The sequence below is a fragment of the Staphylococcus sp. HMSC072E01 genome (assembly GCF_001814125.1).
GTDB classification, from domain to species: Bacteria; Bacillota; Bacilli; order Staphylococcales; family Staphylococcaceae; genus Staphylococcus; species Staphylococcus hominis.
This window is the reverse complement of sequence record NZ_KV814987.1, coordinates 69,997-91,465: the sequence shown is the minus strand read 5'-3', so window position 1 is coordinate 91,465 and position 21,469 is coordinate 69,997. Positions and strand designations below refer to the sequence as shown.

Here is a 21,469-nt window from a genome sequence, read left to right as displayed (position 1 = left end):
TATTCTCCTCTTCTTAAAATACTTATGTTATGAAACTTAAGCTTTACTTCTTTTTTAATTTAATATTAAAGAGTGGTAACGTCATTGAAAATAAAGCAATCCAAATCATTCCTAACGAAAAACCACCAATGACATCAGTTAGATAGTGGGCATGGAAATATAACCGACAACTTAATACACCTATCCAAAATATAACGACAACTATAGCAATACTATATCGTATCGCTTTATTTTTAATAAGTGGAATAACAACTAAGAGTATAGCTAAAGCAAATAATGTACTGGCATTTGAATGACCACTTGGAAATGAATATCCATGGTCTACTAAAAGATGGTTATACGGACGAGGACGAGCTATTATTTGTTTAATTAAGAAATTAATATAAGTTCCTGTGTAAATCGTAACTAATAACCACAATGAAAGTTTATAATTTTTAAAAATTAAGATAAGTGATAAAAATAACGTTATGTAGAGAATGGATTTTACTTCTCCAAAATTAGCACAAAACGTCATCATTTTATGCCAAATTGGACCGTCATAGTGTCTTCTAGGTTTACCAAAATAGTTGGTCAACGCATGTAATGAATTTAAATCTAATTTTTGCACTAGTGTGGTATGATAAATGACATTCATTGCCGTTATTATAAAAATAATTAATCCAACAACAAACATAGAAATAGTTTTGGTTGGCGATACTTCTAATTTATCTTTCATACTTGTTTTTCCTTTACTACATTTGATCCTAATATTTTATAAAAAGCTTTCAAATGATGTATCTGTTCTTCATATTTATTAAAGTTTGAAGAGGATAACCACTTATTCAACCTTTCTTTATTATCAATAAGTTGTTTCACATACGTCATAAAGCTTTCTTTATCATAAAAAGGTTCGTCATAAAGATACGTCCAGTTAGCCTCTGAAGATGTATCACACCGTTCATTATATCAATCATTAATATGTTGACTACTTAACTCATTGATTGTATTACCCTTTTATACCTCTAGGATCAGGATAGTCGGGCAAATGATAATGAGTAAGAGATTTTCCAATTAGCTGATTGAATTGATCGCATCTCTACCCCTCTTTTAATGTTAGTTAGATTTTACAATAAATGATGAAAATTTGCTTGTAAAAAAAAGATTAGGAAGTATTTTATATAAAGTTTCCTAATCTCTTCTCGTATTTATAACATTTTATTTTAAAGTGATTTTTCAAGGTTCTTATCTAACTTAAAAACAATAATACGTTCACCAGTAATTGTACTTAAATCACTATGAAAGCTTTTAACTTCAGTACCTGTGATTTTGAAAACAAGTTCCATTAAATCATCTTGTCCTGATTCCACCAATTCTGACCGTGTACGTTTAATGTTAAGTAATCCTTCTTGTGTTTCACATACGCGATACTCCGCAGGCGTCAAAATACCTTGTAAGTTGACGATAATCATATCTCGTAAAATATCTGTCTTTACTGACAACGAACCACGTCCAAGAAAATCTTTTTCCCATTGCGTAATTGCTTTACTAATTTCTGCTTCATACATGCCTTTCGATTTCGTCATTGTTATAACAAATCTCCTAATGTTTAATTAACACTAGTGTATCATTTTTTAAATTAAAATCGAATATCTTACCAATCTTTAAAACTACCGTTTTCATCAATACTTGCAAGACGTACCCATTGATGATCGACTTTTTGTTTAAACTTAATATTATCATTAAGTAAACGTTGTATATAACGATCTGGTGCTTGAATCACGACTAATAATCGAATTGGAGCGTGATAAATTTTATTGTCTCCTGCCATCACAGACTGCCATGGCAATCCAGCTAATAAATCACTTGAGTTCCCTTGCATAACGCCAACACCAGAAGTGACAGATTGTGTTGTTTTATTACCACTACCATAAAAATGCGGTGCCACTGTAGAGGCATAATACTGTAGGTTAATCCACTGTGCAACGAGTGCTGGACCAGAAATAATTGTATTTAGTAATTGACCATCAGGATCTTTCGCATAATCATAATTATGTAAAAATGCACGTCCTTCTAAATTACTACCTTCTGTAATACTTCGTTGCCCAATAATAAATTCTGCATTACGTGCTAAACCCCATTCTGGACGGATTTCGCTCCAATCATTTGCAAAGCGATGTGCTTCCGCAATTGGGTGTTTCAATTCCCTATCGCTTAAACGAGGTAATTGAGCAAGACGTTCTAAATTTGCATGATAACTTACACGTGGCATGGCTTCTTCTAAAATATCAAATGCTTTCTTTGCTTCTGATGTTAATGAGGGAACGTAAATCCATTGTAATTCATCAATTGATGTTTTATGTTCTGCAGCAACAAATACTGTCTCATCCGGAATTAGAATGCCTTCAGCGGCTAACCCTTGACGTACTAAAGGTAAATTGCACATCATGGCAAGTAATTTCGCATTAAATCCACTTGAAGCTCCTCCACAAGCACCACATTCTAATGATGCATGGTAGGGATTATTGTTTGTTTCGCTTCCATGCCCTCCAAGTACTACTAATGGTGCAAAATTTGTAGTTAAATCCATTAATTGTAACGCTTGTTTCGTAAAAGCAATTTGTTCTTCTTCAGTAAATCCAACAGGTAAATCACTATGTACATGATGATCTCTATCAATCGTTAGCTTAGCATTCGGTTTTTTTAACCAATTTTTAGTAAATTTACGAATAAATGCACCTGTTTTCTTTGGCATTAATGTACTTGCAAGTGTATTTAAACTTAAAAATGGCCCACTTAATTCTGGTAATAATAAACTAGGTAGCACATTATTCTTCATTAATTTAAACGTATAAAACATGGATGTAATAGAATGTTGCTGTTGATTATACGTATTTAATGCATGTCGCTCTGCATATTCTTTAATAGTATATGCAGGAGGTACCATCACTGGTAAAGAATCATGACTAAACTGTTCATCTAATGCTTTTTTTCGTATAGGTAAACCAAAGAAACCTGCAATTCCTATAGTTTCAAATGGCCCTTGATTTTCTAAATGACGACGAAATGGTTCAGAACGTACATCGATACAAAATGCAAGTTGCACTTTTGTAGGTTGTTTGTCACGCTTGACCGATTTATCGTAAATCTTCTCAACGAGTTTGCGTTCGTGAGTTTCTTCCCAAGCCTCTAACCATAATTTCTTGAAGTATAATGGATTAAAATCATGAGCAAATTTCAAGTGTTCAATTTGATCCTCAATGGACATCTCAGCCCATTCATCAATAGTCATTTCACCATAATATAACCATTTACTCACAAGTTCTTTTATTCTTTTTTCAACATTTAAGACTGCCGGACGGCTCATTTTTTCAGTATCTAATAGAATACATTCCATTGTAAGGCGTATTGCAAGGTATTGAGTTAATAAGTCTTTTTCATGTTCATGTTTTTCAGCACGATAATACATCATGCCTGCCCAACCTGGTAACGATAAAAGATGTCCAGTTAAATAAAATTCATATTCATCTTCAGCAATATCTAGATGATTGAGTGCCATGATTAATGCGTCTTCATAGTTGTGTGGTAACATCTTAATCATTTTACGTTGCGTTTTAGTCAACATTGGATCATATTTCGCTAAATGTAACCAGGCTACATAGAACCCTTCTTCGCGTTTAGGCATTGTCCAACTGGATTGGAAAGTATCTAAATATAATTTTGACCATTTAATAATATGAGTATTTAACTCATCCATTAAAGATTCGCCTTTAGCATTAAATGCATTTGCACTTTTTGACCGTGCATAAGCAAATGACTCATTTTCGAATACTTTTTTGAGTTTTGAGACTTCTAATTTCAGATAGGCTTCTTTTGTAATTAAATCTCTCGGAATATCTTTAATATTCATAGCATTTTTGCAGTACGTATCAACGTGAGTCTTAGGAATATCCGTCTTATAAGATTGAATAGCTTGTTGTACTTCTTCTTCAACGATATGTTTATCAATCTCACCATTTTCAAGCGCCGTCATTACAGAAGCATGGCTTGGATATAAATCAATATCACGCACATGTTTAAACCATTGCGCAACTTGATCAAAGGTTTGATACTCAAGTTCTTCCCATGGATTACGTGCTGCAAAGATTGAAATTGGTGAAAGTGGCGTAATCACACGACGTGCAGATTGAACAACGTCTTCTATATTAATTGTCATGTAAATGTTCACCTCTTATAAATATTTCTTTAAATAGTTTGGATGGCTTTCTACAGATTTAAATTTAGCTTCTCCAATTTTAATTAACCATAAGTAAACTTTAGCAAAGGCTGTAGATGTACGATGGCGAGCGACCCAAATACTAAAAATACTACCTAACACTAAAATCGCAATACTAATGATAATACTAATTAACGGTGGATGGGCAGGAGCCATATATACATGATGAAGTATATTAACAAATACTTGATGAGTCACAATATAAACCATTGCAACAACTACAATCATTGTAATACCTATAAAGCGTCCCATTACTCCTTTATTTAATGCCACAAGTTGATTCCATGATACAGAGATAGACCATGCTAAGATAAATGCACTAATCAAAATATATGGACTATGGTCACTTGTCATAAAAAACACAATTGCAATAATCAATGCAAGAGCCCTTCCAAGTATTATCCATCCATATGATTTCTTAATATTAGGTGGAGTTGGTATATTAAATCGTCTGACAACTGAGCCTGATTGTAAGAATAACGTGGCTTTAAATATACCATGCAATATTAAATGGATAATCGCAGCTGAATAAACACCCATCGCACATTGAACGAGCATAAAACCCATTTGACTCATCGTTGATCCAACAAGTTGTCGTTTATAATCAACATGTACTAAACTAATGCCCGAACCAATCAATACTGACATACTAGAAATAATTAATAATATTGTAAGAGCAATAGAATTATCAAATATCGGTGAAAAACGCGTTAAAATAATGCCCCCCGCATTAACTATACCGGCATGCATAATAGCTGATACAGGTGTAGGCGCAACAACTGATTCAATTAACCAACTCTGAAATGGATATTGCGCAGCTGGAATAATAACAGCAACAACAAGCAATAAGTCAATAACTAATTTTAGACCATGATTTAAAGCATAGTCATAATTTTGAGAAGGATCTATTGTCCATTCTCCTGTTCCTATGTATAGCAAAATAACCGCAATTAATAGCGCTAACCATCCAATAATAAAGGAACGTGCAGAAACTTTTGCTGCCTCTGCTGGCACTTTCCAAGTTTTATTCAATTTAATTAGTTGTGTTAAACAACATAACGTTAATCCCCAACATAAAGTCATTAAACGTAAGTCATTGCTTAACCAACCTAGTGAAGCAAAAACAGTTATAAATGTATATAAAGGAAAATACTTACGATAATTGTGATCTCCTAATAAATAACGCGTTGAAAACTTTTGAATAATAAAACCTAACGCTAAAACAAACGCACCTACTAACCAAGCAAATTTATCTAATGCAAATATGTCAATAACTTCTCTTTCGTTTATAGTTACTAACCCTACAATACCTACAATAACTGGTAATAGAAGTAAAGCTAAGTGAAATCTTATGTATTTAACTGGAACTGAGGGAATTAATACAATCAATCCACTTAACGCTGCTATAATAAGCGTTATAAAAAATAATATAAGTAAACTACTCATACTTAACATTATCATTCCTCCACTTTTAAACTGTAACCTATATATAACTATTGCTTATAATATAATAAAACACCTACAATAGTTTAGTTTTATCCCATTAAAAAAGGACGACTATCTATTGTAGGCTTCTTTTATGCTCATTCAATATATTTATTAATGCTCTTTAAGCAACCTATAATTTAGATTTAAGTACATCAGTTTTATCCTTCAATTAAACAATAAAGTGCATGATACTTTTTGTCTCATTGCTTGATATAAACCTATGTATAATTTGATGCATATTAAATACAATATATGAAAATATCAACTAAAAGTCAAATTTCTAATATAAAAGATAACAGTCATATCATTTCAACTTTCCTTTTTATATCAATTTTGTTTAAATAATACCCCCAAAAATATTATAAACTCAATCTTTAATTACTAATATATAAAAAGAGTTTGAGACGATAAAGTATGTCCCAAACCCTCATGGATAAAATGAATTTACTTCATTACTTATAAAATAACATACTTTGTTCAATATTCATGTAACAATTCTGTGAAAACGCTTAATTTTTTTGTAAAGTTTTTTTATATTTTATTTGCTTTTTTTGAATAATGAAGGATGACTATCATATTTTTGTGATTGCCTTAGCTATTTTTTCGTTTTTTACTAAGTCGTTATGGACACATATATTAGATTTACAATCATTCTATGGGTTCTTAAATACATTTGGCGAACCAAAAATGAATTTCAAAGATAATTGGTTCAATGATTTTATGACATTTCTAGCATCATACGGCGATATTGCGACCTTTATTACCCTTACCCTTATCATCGCAACTATCGTTTTAATTAAGCGACGCTTCTTATTAGCAATAGGGTTACCGACAACAGTAGCTTCAGCAGGTATCATAGGTATTGCGTTAAAAGACATCATTCATCGTTCAAGACCTTATGATCACTTAACAATTGATGCAGGATTTTCATTCCCAAGCGGACATGCTTTAACAAGTACGATTGTTATTTTTGCTCTTATTTTTGTACTTATCCCTAAATTAGGAAATATGTGGATAAAGTACATAATAAATACGGTGTTAATTGTAGTATGGTTAGGTATTTTATTTTCAAGATGATACTTCCATGCTCACTATCTCACTGACGTAGTTGGCGGTATCTTTTTTAGTCTTTCATGGTTATTTATGTCATTGATGGTGTATCAATATATTCTTCAAAAAGTACACCATAGAACGTCATTACAACAAAGACGACAATCATTTCAATCAAAAAGAAATTAGCATAAACGTCCAAATTATTGAATTTAATATAAAAAAAAACGAGCATTTCTCACGAAAATGCTCGTTTTTTAATGGGTTACTCCCATTCTATAGTGCTTGGTGGCTTAGAAGTAATGTCATAGACGACACGGTTTACATGGTCTACTTCATTAACTATGCGACTAGAAATTTTTTGTAACACTTCCCAATCGATACGTGCAAAATCACTTGTCATACCATCAATTGATGTTACAGCACGAATACCTACTGTATGATCATACGTACGATAATCACCCATAACACCTACAGATTGAATACCTGGTAGTACTGTGAAGTATTGCCAAATCTCTCTTTCAAGACCTTCTTCTCGAATCACTTCACGTAAAATCGCATCAGATTCACGAACGATTTCTAATTTATCTTCAGTAATTTCACCTAACACACGAATACCTAAACCAGGACCTGGGAATGGTTGTCTCCATACTAAATGTTCAGGGATACCTAATTCAATACCTAAGGCACGAACTTCATCTTTAAATAATGTATTAATAGGTTCAATCAATTCAAATTCCATGTCTTCAGGTAATCCGCCTACATTATGGTGAGATTTAATTGTTTGCGCTGTCTTTGTACCTGATTCAATCACATCTGTGTAAAGTGTACCTTGTGCTAAGAAATCAACATCTGTTAATTTAGCCGCTTCATCATCAAATACATATACAAATTCATTACCAATGATTTTACGTTTTTTTTCTGGATCAGAGACGCCTTTGAGTTTTTCCATAAAACGTTCTTTGGCATTTACACGAATAATATTCATATCAAAGCCTTCACCGAATTGTTCCATTACCATATCGCCTTCGCCTTTACGAAGTAAACCATGGTCTACAAAAATACATGTTAATTGATCACCAATGGCCTTATGCAATAATACTGCAACAACTGATGAATCTACACCACCGCTCATTGCACATAATACTTTACGATGACCTACACGTTCACGAATTTTTTCGATTTCAATTTCAATGAAGTTTTCCATTGTCCATTCACCTGTACAATTACATACACGACGGACAAAATTTCTTAGTAAATCATTACCGTATTCTGTGTGACGTACTTCTGGATGGAATTGTACACCATAAATACGACGTTTTTTATCTTCGATGGCAGCATAATTTGTACTTGGGCTATCAGCAATAACTTCAAAACCTTCAGGAATTTCAATGACTTTATCTGAATGACTCATCCACACTGTTTGTTCTTCTGGTAAACCAAAGAATAACTCATCAGATTTTGCTTTAATAATTGCTTTACCATATTCACGTTCATTTGCACGTTCAACTTTACCGCCTAATAGTTTGGTTGTAAGTTGCATACCGTAACAAATACCTAACACTGGAATACCTAAATTATAAATTTCAGGATCAATTGTAAATGAACCTTCTTCATAAACAGAGTTTGGACCTCCTGAAAGAATAATACCTTTAGGATTCATACGTTTAATTTCGTCTATAGAAATTTCATGATCGTGTAATTCACTGTAAACGCCCATTTCACGAATACGACGTGTAATTAACTGGTTATATTGACTACCGAAATCTAGGACAAGAATTAATTCTTGTTCTTTAGCCATTTCCATAATAGTAAATCTCCTTTAAATTTAATTTATGTAAACAATAGAAAGACGCTTTTCATATTTATAAAGACAATACATCGTTTCAACCTCTATAAATATTTTATAGAAAAGCGTACTTTCTTAATTTAATCGCTTCTTGCTCACCTTACATTAAAATGAATAGTTTGGTGATTCTTTAGTAATTTGTATGTTATGTGGATGACTTTCAGCTAAACCTGCAGGGCCCATACGTGTGAATTGTGCTTCTTCACGTAATGCTTTTAAGTTTGGTGAACCAGTATAACCCATACCAGCTCTTACTCCACCCATAAGTTGATAAATGGTATCTTGTAATGGTCCTTTATAAGCTGTGCGACCTTCAATACCTTCTGGAACAAATTTTCTAGGAGACTTATCTTCTTGGAAGTAACGATCATTTGACCCTTTTTCCATTGCTCCAAGAGAACCCATTCCACGATATACTTTATATTGTCTACCTTGGAAGACTTCAGTAGCGCCTGGGCTTTCTTCAGTACCAGCTAATAAGCTACCTAACATAACAGCATGACCACCAGCCGCTAATGCTTTAATAATATCACCAGAGAATTTAATACCACCGTCAGCAATAATCGCTTTACCATGTTTACGTGCTTCAGTAGCACAGTCATATACTGCAGTGATTTGTGGTACACCTACACCTGCAACGACACGTGTTGTACAGATTGATCCAGGTCCAATACCTACTTTAACCACGTCTGCACCTGCTTCAAATAAAGCGCGTGTGGCTTCAGCAGTTGCAACATTTCCTGCAATAATTGTAAGTTCAGGATATTTATCTTTCATTTTTTTGACTTGCTCAATCACACCTTTAGAATGTCCATGCGCTGTATCAATAATTAACGCATCTACTCCTGCTTCTACAAGTTTTTGTGCACGAATTTCGGTGTCTTTAGATGTACCGATAGCTGCTGCTGCAAGTAAACGACCATGTTCATCTTTCGCTGCATGAGGGAATTCAAGTACTTTCTCTATATCTTTAATTGTGATGAGACCTTCTAAACGACCCTTTTCTACTAATGGTAATTTTTCAATTTTATGCTTTTGAAGGATTGCTTCTGCTTCATCTAGTGTTGTACCAACTGGAGCTGTAATTAAATTTTCTTTAGTCATCACATCTGAAATTTTAATTGAGAAATCCTCAATAAAACGTAAGTCACGGTTTGTAATAATACCAACGAGTGTTCTTGATTCTTCATCTTTTACAATAGGCACACCTGAAATACGATATTTACCCATTAATGCTTCTGCTTCATAAACACTTTCATCTGGTGTTAAGAAGAATGGATTCGTGATAACACCATTTTCTGAACGTTTTACTTTTTGTACTTCATCAGCTTGCTCTTCAATGCCCATGTTTTTATGGATGACACCTAAACCACCTTGACGTGCCATAGCAATAGCCATTTTAGATTCAGTTACTGTATCCATACCAGCAGAGATAACTGGAATATTTAATTTAATTTTATCTGATAATTCTACGCTTAAATCAACATCACTTGGTAATACGTCTGATGCAGCTGGAATTAACAAAACATCGTCGAAAGTTAATGATTCTTTAGCAAACTTATTTTCCCACATTTATAACACAGCCTCCATTTTTTATATAGTTAGTCTTATTATTTCACATTTTCGTCGTTTTGTTTATACTTTATACCGTTAAAAAAGAAATTAAGAATAATAGCAGAGATTGCTCCTAAAACAATACCATTTTGAGTTAACCAAGCGAACTGTTCTCCTAAAGCTTTAAATGCTTGAGGTACAGCACTAATTCCTGTACCAAGTCCGACTGATACAGCAATAATTAATAAATTATTTTGATTTTTGAAGTCAATATTTCCTAAAATACTTACCCCATAAGCCATTACCATACCAAACATAGCAATCATTGCACCGCCTAATACAGGTAAAGGAATAATATTAGCCAGAGCACCTAATTTAGGTATAAAACCACATATTAAAAGTAAGACTACCATTCCATATATGATTTTATTTTTCTTAGCTCCAGAAAGTGAAACAAGTCCTACGTTTTGCGAATAAGCTGTATAAGGGAAAGCATTAAAGATTGATCCTAAAATGATGGCTAGACCTTCCGCAGTGTAACCTTTACGAAAATCTTTACGTTCAAGCTTACGACCAGTGATTTCACTTAATGCATGATATACACCTGTTGATTCGATCAGACTTACAATTGCTACAATTGTAAACACTAATGTTGCACCGAAATCAAAGCCAAATCCTGAGAAACGGAATGGTCGTGGAATACCGAGCCAATGTGCGTCACCAACTTGGCTAACATTAACTAATCCAAATATACTAGCCAATATCGTGCCTATAACTAAACCAATCAAAATTGCAATAGATTTTAAGAATCCCGTTGTAAATCGTTGTAATAGTAAGATAACAATAAGTGTCACTCCACCTAAAATTAGATTTTTAGGATTACCATAATCTTTAGCACCTTGACCACCAGCAAGATAATTCATAGCAACGGGCATTAAGTTAATTCCGATAATTGTAACGACACTACCTGTAACAACAGGTGGGAAAAATTTAACTAAATAAGAAAAGAATGGAGCAATGATTACAACTAAGATACCTGATAGGAACAATGATCCATATAACACGTCTAAACCTTTAGTCTGTCCAATTAAAATCATAGGTGCTACAGCAGTAAATGTACATCCTAAAACAATAGGTAGTCCTGTACCAGTAATCTTATTTGCTTGTAAAAATGTAGCTACTCCACACATAAAAATATCTACTGTAATTAAATAAGCAATCTCTTCAGGTGAAAATTTTAAACTTGTTCCTACAATGATAGGTACTAAAATAGCACCTGCATACATTGCTAATAAATGTTGTACACTTAAAATTAAATTTTTCATTCATCTTCACCTAGTAAAGTCACTTTATTCCCTGCTAAGGAAGCAACTTTACATAATGAAGAAACAGTTAAATCAGCCTCTTCCAATCTTTGTCGTCCATCTTGGAAACTTTTTTCTACAACAATTCCTATGCCTACTGTTTCTGCTTTAGCTTGTTGCGCAATGTCGTACAATCCAAGTGAAGCATCACCATTTGCTAAGAAATCATCAATAATTAATACTTTATCTTCAGGCCCTAAAAATTCTTCTGATACAATCACTGTACTTGTTTTATTTTTAGTAAATGAATGGATATCAGTACTGTAAAACCCATCTTTTAAAGTACTTGGCTTTGCTTTTTTTGCAAATAAGCATGGCACATCGAAATGTAATGCAGCCATGATTGCAGGAGCAATACCGGAAGCCTCAATAGTTAAAATTTTCGTAATCCCTTTATCCTTAAATTGTTTATAAAATGTTTGACCCACTTCATACATTAATTTGGCATCAATTTGATGATTTAAAAATCCATCAACTTTTAATATTTTTTCATCAATGACTACGCCATCTTCCTTGACTTTTTGTTCGAGCGCTTCCACTTCAAAACCTCCTAAACTTTATATAAAAAAACCCGAAACTTTTATCTAGTTTCAGGACCTATAAGTGAACAAGTACGATACACATTCATTTGTAACTTAGAAGTAAATAATTTAGATTTATAGATGATAAACAATACTTTACATTATACAAATGATAATATAGTACAAGACATCTTAGCCAATCCTCAAACTTCTCATTAACTTCCTTACCATTGTACTTGAACTCATAGTCGCGTTGTTTATGGCAACACGGTAGAAACTTCTAAAGCCATATTCTTCAGATTATATGAGCAATATAAATTATTTAATGATAATAGCAAATTTTAAGCTTATTTTCAATAACTGATGGAGAGTTTATCCTTGTAATCACGCTACTTATAAATGTAAGCGTTTAATATCTTATTAAAAAAACCGTATTTGTAAATTACATATTTTTAATTATATAATTATATCGAAACGTTTTATATCTATTCATTAGGGTATAAATATTTAAAAGTAGCATGAAATGATGGAGGACGATGAATATGCCAGATATTACAGTTCTAGATAATGAAAATCAAATTTACAATGTGATTGAAAAGAAAAAAGCAGAAGGATATTCAGAAAATGAGATATTTGTTATCAGTAAATCTAAATTACATTCAGATGATTTACATAATTCTCAAGTAACACTTATAGCAACAAGTGGTTCATTCAGTGATCGCATGTCACGCTTATTAACCGGTGAAGACGGTGAAGAAGCTGTATTAAATAATTTCAAACTATCTGATAACCAAGCAGAACAATATAAAAAAGATGTGCTTGATGGCAAATTTTTAGTAATCACTAGAAAAGACGCTTCTTCACATAATGAAGTTGAAAAAAATAACGCAGCTTATGAAGAAGTTGATATCACTCATTACGCTAATGAGTCTGATGGTCCAAAATCTTAAAAATAAGTTTAACCATTCATTGTATTTAACCATGTCGATTGTTAAATGAACATACGTTTTTACAAAGTAACAGTCAAAAATTAATATATGCTTCTTTCAAAGTAAAGTGTGAATCGTTTATAACTTTGAAAGAAGTTTTTTAATATATTTTGTATTATGATGTGCTACTTTACACATGTGCTATACTTAAAAAAATATAATGCGGGGAGATCGCTATGAAATTTCACACTATTTATTCTTTAGAAGACGCTTATTATCAAAAAGCTGTCGAGTTTTATAATAAACAATTAGATGTTGATTTTTTTGAAGACAGCACTATCACAAAACGATCCTTACAGAATAATAAAACAGAAAATGATTATGTTTTGATTGTTGGTATTGAGAAAGAAAATATAATCAGTTTGGCCACAGCACACTACGAAGCAACAACAAATTCAGCATTTCTAGTCCACTTATTAGCTGTAGTTGATTCAAATTATAATGAAATCATATCTCAAACTTTAAATGAAGTTGAAACACACCTAAATATATTATCTAATAAAGTACATTCTAGAGATATTAACTTTTTAATGATTGAAGTCTCGAAACATGATAATAGCATATTAGATAATCAATTAATTAAACGACGTCATCATATCTTATTAGAAAATGACTTTGAACAACAATATGACATTGACTACTTGCATCCTAATTATACGTTTGAAGAAACACCTATACATACTGACTTATTTATTAAATCTAACATTGAACTTACAAAAGACATCTATCCTGCTAGTGTGAAATCTAATTATATTCTCAAATATGTATTTGCGAATGGAATTTCTAGAGATATTATATATCCCCTTTTAGAAAAGATGAATTTACGTTCATCCTTATAGAATACTTGAAAAGAGCGATATAAAAGGTTAAACTAATATGCGAGGTTAGACTGACGTTTCACTAACCGAAGACAAACGTCAGCGTAAATGAATGAATATATTATTTAAATACGAAAGGACTTCATTATGTTAACTAAAGAATTTGCTCAACGTGTCGAGCTAAGTGAAAAACAAGTCCGTAAAATCGTCCAACATTTAGAAGAACGAGGATATCATCTTAGCAAGACTGAATATCGTGGTCGTGAGGCTACAGATTTTAAAGAAGAAGATATTGAACTTTTCCAAGATATTGCAGAAAAGGTAAAACAAACAAATAGCTATGATTTAGCTTTCGAAGAATTAGAAAAAGAAAAAGACTTTTTACAAGTTATCGTTAAAGAAGACCAACAACAGTTACCTGCTGATCAAGGCGTTACACAATTAGTAGAAGACTTACGTACCGAAATACAAAAAATGCGTGAAGAACGTCAAATGTTAGGTCAAATGATTACTCAAGTTCATCAACAACAAAATGAACTTAAGGAATTACAAAGTCAAATTACTGAAAAATTGGAGGCAAACAATGAATCATTAGTTGCCATTCAAACATCACAACAGGCCATTCAAACAGCTCAAAAAGAACAATCTGATTATACTAAAAATAATTTGGTTAAAGAAATTAATGATAACAATCAACAAGCGATTGATACTTTAAAAGAGCATCAAACTTATGTTTCATCTTCAAATGAGAAAAAAGGATTCTTAGCTAGACTATTTAATCTTTAATGTCACAACTGTATATAGTGCTATTTACTAAAACAGGATTGAAATTAAAAAATTTCGATCCTGCTTTTTTGTTTTAATACTCATTTTGTATCTATTTATCATTAGTTTGTAAAAACATTTAATAATTTATGTTATTTAAAGTATTGAATTATTATATATTTAATACTATTCTTATTAAATGTGTCGGATTTAACTAATAAAAGGAGAATCATTATATGGGAACATTATTTTCAATTATTAACATTGTCATCATGTTGATTTTTATTATCGGCTTATTCATTATGGCTAAAAAACATGTATCATTCCCAAAACGAGTCTTTACCGCTCTAGGATTAGGAATTGTATATGGAATTATTTTACACCTTATTTATGGTGTTAATTCTAAAGTGCTTGAAACCACAACTGATTGGTTTAGCATCGTTGGAGATGGCTATGTGACATTATTACAAATGATTGTTATGCCACTTATTTTTATTTCTATTGTTTCAGCATTTAGTAAGATACAAATTGGCGATAAATTTGCTAAGATAGGTTCTTATATTTTTATGTTTTTAATTGGTACTGTCGCTATTGCAGCCGTTGTAGGTATTTTTTATGCCATTGTATTTGGTCTTGATGCTTCAAGTATCGATTTAGGTAGTGCAGAACATGCACGAGGAAATGAAATTAGTAGTGAAGCGAAGCAGCTTACAGCGAATACACTACCACAACAAATTCTTGAATTATTACCAAGCAATCCTTTCTTAGATTTTACTGGTCAGAGAACAACTTCAACTATTGCAGTAGTAATATTTGCTATTTTTGTAGGATTTGCATACTTACGTGTTGCACGTAAACAACCTGATAATGGTAGCTTATTAAAACGTGGTATTGATGCTGTTTATGCTCTCATCATGTCAATTGTTACCTTTGTTTTAAGATTAACTCCTTATGGAATTATCGCAATTATGGCTTCTACAATTGCAACAAGTGATTTTTCAGCAATTTGGACATTAGGTAAATTCATGATTGCATCTTATGCAGCTTTACTTACAATGTATGTTATTCATTTAATTATTTTAGCGATTATGGGAATTAATCCTATTCGTTATGTTAAAAAAACACTTGAAGTACTGATTTTTGCATTTACATCACGTTCAAGTGCAGGAGCGCTTCCTTTAAATGTGCAAACCCAAACGCAACGTTTAGGAGTACCTGAAGGTATTGCAAACTTCTCAGCTTCATTCGGTTTGTCTATTGGTCAAAATGGATGTGCTGGTATTTATCCAGCAATGCTTGCTATTATGGTTGCTCCTGTTGCTCATGTTGACATCGATATACCCTTCATTCTTACACTAATTGGCGTTGTAGTGATTAGTTCATTTGGTGTAGCTGGCGTTGGTGGCGGTGCAACTTTCGCTTCAATTCTTGTATTATCAACTTTAAACTTACCAGTTGCATTAGCTGGTGTATTAATTTCTATCGAACCAATTATTGATATGGGTCGTACCGCTCTAAATGTCAATGATTCCATGTTAGCAGGTACTGGTACAGCACGTTTAACAGGTAACTTAGATAAAGAAAAATTTAATTCTAACCATTATGGAGAATTATCCACAGAATCATAAAATAACAAGAGAGACAGAATTTCAAACAAATTCTGCCTCTCTTTTTTCGGTTTTATTTTATCTTTTCATTAGTCCAGCTTTATTTAATTGCTCTAACATATCTAATCGTGCTTTCCCACTTAAAAATCCAGCAACTTGTTGAGACCAGGTTTCATTTCTTACACCATTTGTACGGTCTTGATAGTATTTACTAACCATTTGATCATAAGCGTTTAATGTTTCTTTTTGGTGTGCTTTATTGCTATTATAGACATTTTTATGGAAGATATGTTCAAAAGGTAAACGTGGTTTTGATGATCCATTTTCATCCTCAGCTGGCTCTCCTACAGCCATACCAAATAAAGGGAAGGCATATTCAGGTAAGTCTAAAATCTCACGTACACGCCCGACATCATTGCGAAGCGAACCTAAGTATACAATGCCATAGCCCATATCTTCAGCTGCTAAAGCAATATTTTCTGATACTAATGCAACATCGATGGCACCAACTAATAAGCCCTCAGCCGACTCAAATGACGTCTCCATATGTTGTTCTACATCTTCATTAATAAGATTGTGACGATAATAATCTAAAACAAATACAAATAAATAGCCATTGTCTACCACATATTGTTGCCCTGATACTTCTTTGAGTTGTGCTTTAATTTCTGGATCTTCTACTCCAATAATAGAATACGTTTGTAAATAACTAGATGTTGAAGCACTTTGTCCAGCTTCAACTAACTTTCTAACAACACCTTCACTTAAAGGTTGATCTTTAAATCTTCGAACTGAATGATGTTTTTTAGCTAATTCGTAAACATAATCTGACATTAAGTCCACTCCTTTTTAATTACTGAATATATATTAACAATTTATATTTTATTTTTCTTCAAAATTGCCCTTTATTTTAAATTAAGATTTGCATGCTAAACCAATTAAAGTTATCATAATAATGACAATTTTCAGATATCAAAGGAGAGATACTATGACTCACGCTAACAAAGAAATTTCAACAGCCTTATATCAAGCTTTTACATCAAAAAAACCGATTAATTTTATCAGTTCCTCTTTTGAATTAAATGAGTTAGAAGCCTATCACACACAAGATGATCTCATTAATCAATTAAAAAATAAGCAAAAATCTGAAATTAAAGGTTACAAAGTAAGTATGACAAGTGCCGCCACTCAAGCCATTGCCAATACAAATGAGCCTGCGTACGGTACCATTTTATCTACTCAAGTCGTCGAGGGGGATAACTCTATCTCATTATCAACATTATTTGATCCATTACTTGAACCTGAACTTATTTTTGAATTAACTGCAGACTTACCAGAGAATGCCGATGTTCAAACCATCTTAGAAAGTGTAAAAGTAGCTCCAGGTATTGAAATTCCTGACGCACGTTATAAAGATTGGTTCCCTAACTTTGCTTTATCAGATTTAATTTCAGATAATACTGCAACAGGTTTAATTGTGGTTGGAAAAAGAGTAACACCTCTTGATTACAAATCATTTGCTGATATTAACTTAAAGTTATTTAAAAATGATCAAGAAATTGAAACAGGACACTCTAGTGACGTACTAGGAAATCCTATTGAATCTATAAAATGGTTAAATAAAAAATTACATTCACATGGAAAACGTTTAGAAAAAGGTCAATTTATTTCTTCAGGTACATTTATTTCACCACTACAGTTAGAAAAAGGTATTTATATTGCTGAATACGAGAAAGTAGGAAGCGTAAAAGTAGAAGTCAAAGACTGATTTTAATAAAATAATATTAAAAATACTTGATGCTCTCTTCAGATTTATATGTTTCAAAGCGTAACTTGAAGAGAGTTTTAATCTATTATGTTTGATTTCCATTATCAAATACTTTCCTTTAGTTGAGAATAGATTTAAGCGAAAAGATGTATTTGTATTTACAATTTACATTTTTTAATTAGAAAAAATAAACCTCATAATATCTTAAAAAAGTTAAAATATTTTATATAAACCTTGTTATATCAGTATTTTATATTGTTTTTCTTACTTTTAAGTGTATTATGTTGACGAAATAAAATCTACATGTAATAATATAAACCAAGAGATTAGAATTATTATAAATAAGCAATAATTATTATGTAGTTCTAATTAATATTCGATAAATCAGGAGGAATTTAAGTTATGTCTTTAATCAATAAAGAAATCTTACCTTTCACAGCACAAGCATATGATCCTAAAAATGATGAATTCAAAGAAGTAAGCCAAGATGATTTAAAAGGTTCTTGGAGTGTTGTTTGCTTCTATCCAGCTGACTTCTCTTTCGTATGTCCAACTGAATTAGAAGATTTACAAAATCAATATAGCCAATTACAAGATTTAGGTGTTAATGTATTTTCAGTTTCAACTGATACTCATTTCGTACACAAAGCTTGGCACGATCATTCAGACGCAATCAGCAAAATCCAATACACTATGATTGGTGACCCTTCTCAAATCATCACTCGTAACTTCGATGTATTAGATGAAGAAGCAGGTTTGGCACAACGTGGTACATTTATCGTTGACCCTGATGGTGTAGTTCAAGCAGCAGAAATTAATGCAGATGGTATTGGCCGTGATGCAAGTACATTAGTAAATAAAATCAAAGCCGCACAATACGTACGTCAACATCCAGGTGAAGTTTGCCCAGCAAAATGGGAAGAAGGTTCTGAATCATTACAACCAGGATTAGACTTAGTAGGTAAAATTTAAGGAGGCATTTAAGTATGCTGAATGCTGATTTAAAACAACAATTACAACAATTATTACAACTTATGGAAGGCGATGTAGAATTTAGAGCAAGTATTGGCTCTGATGATAAATCTAAAGAATTAAAAGATTTATTAGATGAAATCGCTGAGATGACAGATCATATTACAATCGTTGAAAAAGAATTAAAACGCACACCAAGTTTCCAAGTAAGTAAACCTAAAGAAGATACTGGTATCACATTTGCTGGTATTCCCTTAGGTCATGAATTTAATTCACTTGTACTTGCCATTTTACAAGTAAGTGGACGTGCGCCTAAAGAAAAACAATCCATCATTGATCAAATTAAAGGTCTTGAAGGTAACTACAATTTTGAAACTTATGTAAGTTTAACTTGTCAAAAATGTCCAGATGTAGTTCAAGCATTAAACTTAATGAGTGTGATTAATCCAAATATCACTCATACAATGATTGATGGTGCTGTATTCCGTGAAGAATCTAAGGATATCATGGCAGTCCCTGCTGTATTTTTAGATGGTGAAGAATTCGGTAATGGTCGTATGACAATTTCTGATATTTTATCTAAACTTGGCAGTACACAAGATGCTTCAGAATATGAAAATAAAGATCCATACGATGTATTAATCATCGGTGGTGGACCAGCAAGTGGTAGTGCTGCAATTTATACTGCGCGTAAAGGTTTACGCACTGGTATTGTTGCAGATAGAATCGGTGGTCAAGTTAACGATACAGCTGGCATTGAAAACTTTATTACTGTTAAACAAACCACTGGATCAGAATTCTCTTCTAATTTAGCTGCACATATCGAAGAATATGATATTGATGCTATGACTGGTATTCGTGCAACTAAAATTGAAAAAACTGATAAAGCTATCCGAGTAACTTTAGAAAATGATGCAGTTCTTGAAAGTAAAACTGCTATTATTTCAACGGGTGCAAGCTGGCGTAAATTAAATATTCCTGGTGAAGATCGCTTAATCAATAAAGGTGTTGCTTTCTGTCCTCACTGTGACGGACCTTTATTTGAAAATAAAAACGTTGCAGTTATCGGCGGTGGTAACTCTGGTGTTGAAGCAGCTATCGATTTAGCAGGAATAGTTAAACACGTGACACTATTTGAATTCGCTCCAGAACTAAAAGCGGATACGGTGTTACAAGAACGTTTACGTTCTTTCCCTAATGTTGATATTCACACAAATGCTAGAACTGCTGAAGTTCTAGGTGAAGATCATGTTACTGGTTTAAGCTATGAAGATATGTCATCTGGTGAAATGAAAGAATTAAGCTTAGATGGTATCTTTGTACAAATTGGCCTTGTGCCAAATACAAAATGGATTGGTGACGCAGTAGAGTTAAATAACCGTGGAGAAGTCGTTGTGGATCGTGAAAATAACACAAACGTCCCTGGTATTTTTGCTGCTGGTGACGTTACTGACCAAAAATATAAACAAATCATTATATCAATGGGTTCAGGTGCTAACGCAGCATTGAGTGCATTTGATTATATTATTAGAAATTAATTTACAGTTTAACTTTCTATATGAAAGTAAGACTTAGAACTTAACCTATCAAATATCTTCATTTTAAGCAGAGTCATTTTATTAACGACTCTGCTTTTTTAATTTACTTTTTTAATGATATTGCCACAATTTGTTCATAGATTCATATTAATTTTATGTCTTAAACATTCAATTCTGTTTCTATAAATGATACTCTATTATTATTCTTAAATAGAAATGTTTACTAATAAAGGAGATTATTGAAGTCTATGAAAAAGAGTATGATTATTAGTAGTTTTTTAGCTTTGTTATTAATGTTAAGTGCGTGTGCACCTAATAATGATAATAATGAAGACAATCATAATCAAAGTAACGGTGTTAATGCACCGAAACATGCTAAAAACTTAACTGAAAATGATATTTTTACATCGAATAAATCTCATCAAAAGCTTACTGAAGATGAAATGAACAAAGCAATCAAAAAATATCTAGATGTTAATAGTGATATTTTAGACAATAAATATATAATGCAAAGTAAAATCGATCGTCAAAGTTCAGGACAAACAAAAATCACTGATAAACAAGCTAAAAAACTTAGTCATTTATCTAATATTGCTGTTAAAAATGACTTACACTTTAAAAAATATGTTGAAAATAACACATTGCCAGACGGCTATAAAGATAATGTAAATCGTATTATTAAGTACTTTCATGCTTTGAATAGTACAATTGCAAATGTTGATGAAAGTATCGAACAACTGAATTATCAACCTCAAAATACAATTAACATTGTAGATGTTCCTACTCATTATGCTGGAGATGTAAATGGCAACCAACAAAATAAAATCAAGTCTTTCTTAAATAAGAAAGATATCAAAACAAACGTTTTTGATAAATAGAATAGGGAGTATCCATTTGAATATGTTATTCCAGTCCATTAATGGTGATGTCCCAT

The 21,469-nt window shown here is 32.2% G+C and carries 17 protein-coding genes, 1 pseudogene and 1 riboswitch; of the genes and pseudogenes, 9 read left to right on the top strand and 9 right to left on the bottom strand.

The window, feature by feature from the left end:
- Window positions 1-43 precede the first annotated feature (43 nt).
- From HMPREF2953_RS08400 to HMPREF2953_RS08385, 4 genes are all read right to left on the bottom strand, one after another.
- On the bottom strand, window positions 44-715 hold the full coding sequence (locus tag HMPREF2953_RS08400; RefSeq protein ID WP_049335879.1) for a phosphatase PAP2 family protein: 672 nt from the start codon (window positions 713-715) through the stop codon (window positions 44-46).
- 484 nt (window positions 716-1,199) lie between these two features.
- Entirely contained in the window at window positions 1,200-1,562 is a 363-nt protein-coding gene (locus tag HMPREF2953_RS08395; RefSeq protein ID WP_070672835.1) for a Na-translocating system protein MpsC family protein, read from the bottom strand.
- Between the two features lie 68 nt (window positions 1,563-1,630).
- A complete protein-coding gene (locus HMPREF2953_RS08390) occupies window positions 1,631-4,192 on the bottom strand; it encodes a DUF2309 domain-containing protein (protein ID WP_070672833.1) in 2,562 nt (853 codons plus the stop codon).
- A gap of 15 nt (window positions 4,193-4,207) precedes the next feature.
- Window positions 4,208-5,707 carry an NADH dehydrogenase subunit 5 gene (locus HMPREF2953_RS08385; RefSeq protein ID WP_070672831.1) on the bottom strand — a complete coding sequence of 500 codons (1,500 nt, stop codon included), beginning with the start codon at window positions 5,705-5,707 and terminating at the stop codon, window positions 4,208-4,210.
- Window positions 5,708-6,427: 720 nt separating this feature from the next.
- On the opposite strand from HMPREF2953_RS08385, the gene HMPREF2953_RS11690 reads away from it, so the two are divergent.
- Window positions 6,428-6,817 carry a phosphatase PAP2 family protein gene (locus tag HMPREF2953_RS11690; protein WP_256263328.1) on the top strand — a complete coding sequence of 130 codons (390 nt, stop codon included), beginning with the start codon at window positions 6,428-6,430 and terminating at the stop codon, window positions 6,815-6,817.
- Between the two features lie 238 nt (window positions 6,818-7,055).
- Here HMPREF2953_RS11690 and guaA read toward each other — a convergent pair whose 3' ends face one another.
- From guaA to xpt, 4 genes are all read right to left on the bottom strand, one after another.
- Window positions 7,056-8,597 (bottom strand): glutamine-hydrolyzing GMP synthase, encoded by a 1,542-nt coding sequence (gene guaA / locus HMPREF2953_RS08375; RefSeq protein WP_002447954.1) that lies wholly within the window; start codon window positions 8,595-8,597, stop codon window positions 7,056-7,058.
- 147 nt (window positions 8,598-8,744) lie between these two features.
- Window positions 8,745-10,211, bottom strand: coding sequence for an IMP dehydrogenase (guaB, locus tag HMPREF2953_RS08370; protein ID WP_049335871.1), 1,467 nt, complete (start codon window positions 10,209-10,211; stop codon window positions 8,745-8,747).
- 38 nt (window positions 10,212-10,249) lie between these two features.
- The gene (gene pbuX, locus HMPREF2953_RS08365) at window positions 10,250-11,518 is read right to left on the bottom strand and encodes a xanthine permease PbuX (protein WP_049335868.1); all 1,269 of its coding nucleotides are present in this window, start codon (window positions 11,516-11,518) and stop codon (window positions 10,250-10,252) included.
- Window positions 11,515-12,096 (bottom strand): xanthine phosphoribosyltransferase, encoded by a 582-nt coding sequence (xpt, locus tag HMPREF2953_RS08360; RefSeq protein ID WP_049335866.1) that lies wholly within the window; start codon window positions 12,094-12,096, stop codon window positions 11,515-11,517. The genes pbuX and xpt overlap by 4 nt, the downstream gene beginning before the upstream one ends.
- Before the next feature lie 207 nt (window positions 12,097-12,303).
- Window positions 12,304-12,406, bottom strand: a riboswitch (purine riboswitch).
- A gap of 214 nt (window positions 12,407-12,620) precedes the next feature.
- On the opposite strand from xpt, the gene HMPREF2953_RS08355 reads away from it, so the two are divergent.
- The 4 genes and pseudogenes from HMPREF2953_RS08355 to HMPREF2953_RS08340 all read left to right on the top strand — a co-directional run bounded on the left by HMPREF2953_RS08355 (window position 12,621) and on the right by HMPREF2953_RS08340 (window position 16,278).
- The gene (locus HMPREF2953_RS08355; RefSeq protein WP_070672829.1) at window positions 12,621-13,028 is read left to right on the top strand and encodes a YflT domain-containing protein; all 408 of its coding nucleotides are present in this window, start codon (window positions 12,621-12,623) and stop codon (window positions 13,026-13,028) included.
- Window positions 13,029-13,243: 215 nt separating this feature from the next.
- Window positions 13,244-13,906 carry a hypothetical protein gene (locus tag HMPREF2953_RS08350; protein WP_070672827.1) on the top strand — a complete coding sequence of 221 codons (663 nt, stop codon included), beginning with the start codon at window positions 13,244-13,246 and terminating at the stop codon, window positions 13,904-13,906.
- Window positions 13,907-14,032: 126 nt separating this feature from the next.
- Window positions 14,033-14,531 (top strand): annotated as a pseudogene (locus HMPREF2953_RS08345) (DNA-binding protein); the annotation flags it as partial.
- A gap of 355 nt (window positions 14,532-14,886) precedes the next feature.
- Window positions 14,887-16,278 carry an L-cystine transporter gene (locus HMPREF2953_RS08340; protein ID WP_049335862.1) on the top strand — a complete coding sequence of 464 codons (1,392 nt, stop codon included), beginning with the start codon at window positions 14,887-14,889 and terminating at the stop codon, window positions 16,276-16,278.
- 57 nt (window positions 16,279-16,335) lie between these two features.
- Here HMPREF2953_RS08340 and HMPREF2953_RS08335 read toward each other — a convergent pair whose 3' ends face one another.
- Window positions 16,336-17,091: an NADPH-dependent oxidoreductase gene (locus HMPREF2953_RS08335; RefSeq protein ID WP_049335860.1), complete on the bottom strand. Its 756-nt coding sequence runs from the start codon at window positions 17,089-17,091 to the stop codon at window positions 16,336-16,338.
- 154 nt (window positions 17,092-17,245) lie between these two features.
- On the opposite strand from HMPREF2953_RS08335, the gene HMPREF2953_RS08330 reads away from it, so the two are divergent.
- The 4 genes from HMPREF2953_RS08330 to HMPREF2953_RS08315 all read left to right on the top strand — a co-directional run bounded on the left by HMPREF2953_RS08330 (window position 17,246) and on the right by HMPREF2953_RS08315 (window position 21,413).
- Window positions 17,246-18,025, top strand: coding sequence for a 2-keto-4-pentenoate hydratase (locus HMPREF2953_RS08330; RefSeq protein WP_070672825.1), 780 nt, complete (start codon window positions 17,246-17,248; stop codon window positions 18,023-18,025).
- A gap of 402 nt (window positions 18,026-18,427) precedes the next feature.
- Window positions 18,428-18,997, top strand: a complete 570-nt coding sequence (ahpC, locus tag HMPREF2953_RS08325; RefSeq protein WP_002447989.1) for an alkyl hydroperoxide reductase subunit C — start codon at window positions 18,428-18,430, stop codon at window positions 18,995-18,997.
- 14 nt (window positions 18,998-19,011) lie between these two features.
- Window positions 19,012-20,535 carry an alkyl hydroperoxide reductase subunit F gene (ahpF, locus tag HMPREF2953_RS08320; protein ID WP_070672821.1) on the top strand — a complete coding sequence of 508 codons (1,524 nt, stop codon included), beginning with the start codon at window positions 19,012-19,014 and terminating at the stop codon, window positions 20,533-20,535.
- Between the two features lie 248 nt (window positions 20,536-20,783).
- Entirely contained in the window at window positions 20,784-21,413 is a 630-nt protein-coding gene (locus HMPREF2953_RS08315; RefSeq protein WP_049335856.1) for an NDxxF motif lipoprotein, read from the top strand.
- The last annotated feature ends 56 nt before the right edge of the window (window positions 21,414-21,469 follow it).

Coding starts and splice junctions, on each gene's coding strand:
- HMPREF2953_RS08400 (WP_049335879.1), bottom strand. CDS start 715: ATGAAAGATAAATTAGAAGTATCGCCAACCAAAACTATTTCTATGTTT.
- HMPREF2953_RS08395 (WP_070672835.1), bottom strand. CDS start 1,562: ATGACGAAATCGAAAGGCATGTATGAAGCAGAAATTAGTAAAGCAATT.
- HMPREF2953_RS08390 (WP_070672833.1), bottom strand. CDS start 4,192: ATGACAATTAATATAGAAGACGTTGTTCAATCTGCACGTCGTGTGATT.
- HMPREF2953_RS08385 (WP_070672831.1), bottom strand. CDS start 5,707: ATGTTAAGTATGAGTAGTTTACTTATATTATTTTTTATAACGCTTATT.
- HMPREF2953_RS11690 (WP_256263328.1), top strand. CDS start 6,428: ATGAATTTCAAAGATAATTGGTTCAATGATTTTATGACATTTCTAGCA.
- guaA (WP_002447954.1), bottom strand. CDS start 8,597: ATGGAAATGGCTAAAGAACAAGAATTAATTCTTGTCCTAGATTTCGGT.
- guaB (WP_049335871.1), bottom strand. CDS start 10,211: ATGTGGGAAAATAAGTTTGCTAAAGAATCATTAACTTTCGACGATGTT.
- pbuX (WP_049335868.1), bottom strand. CDS start 11,518: ATGAAAAATTTAATTTTAAGTGTACAACATTTATTAGCAATGTATGCA.
- HMPREF2953_RS08355 (WP_070672829.1), top strand. CDS start 12,621: ATGCCAGATATTACAGTTCTAGATAATGAAAATCAAATTTACAATGTG.
- HMPREF2953_RS08350 (WP_070672827.1), top strand. CDS start 13,244: ATGAAATTTCACACTATTTATTCTTTAGAAGACGCTTATTATCAAAAA.
- HMPREF2953_RS08340 (WP_049335862.1), top strand. CDS start 14,887: ATGGGAACATTATTTTCAATTATTAACATTGTCATCATGTTGATTTTT.
- HMPREF2953_RS08335 (WP_049335860.1), bottom strand. CDS start 17,091: ATGTCAGATTATGTTTACGAATTAGCTAAAAAACATCATTCAGTTCGA.
- HMPREF2953_RS08330 (WP_070672825.1), top strand. CDS start 17,246: ATGACTCACGCTAACAAAGAAATTTCAACAGCCTTATATCAAGCTTTT.
- ahpC (WP_002447989.1), top strand. CDS start 18,428: ATGTCTTTAATCAATAAAGAAATCTTACCTTTCACAGCACAAGCATAT.
- ahpF (WP_070672821.1), top strand. CDS start 19,012: ATGCTGAATGCTGATTTAAAACAACAATTACAACAATTATTACAACTT.
- HMPREF2953_RS08315 (WP_049335856.1), top strand. CDS start 20,784: ATGAAAAAGAGTATGATTATTAGTAGTTTTTTAGCTTTGTTATTAATG.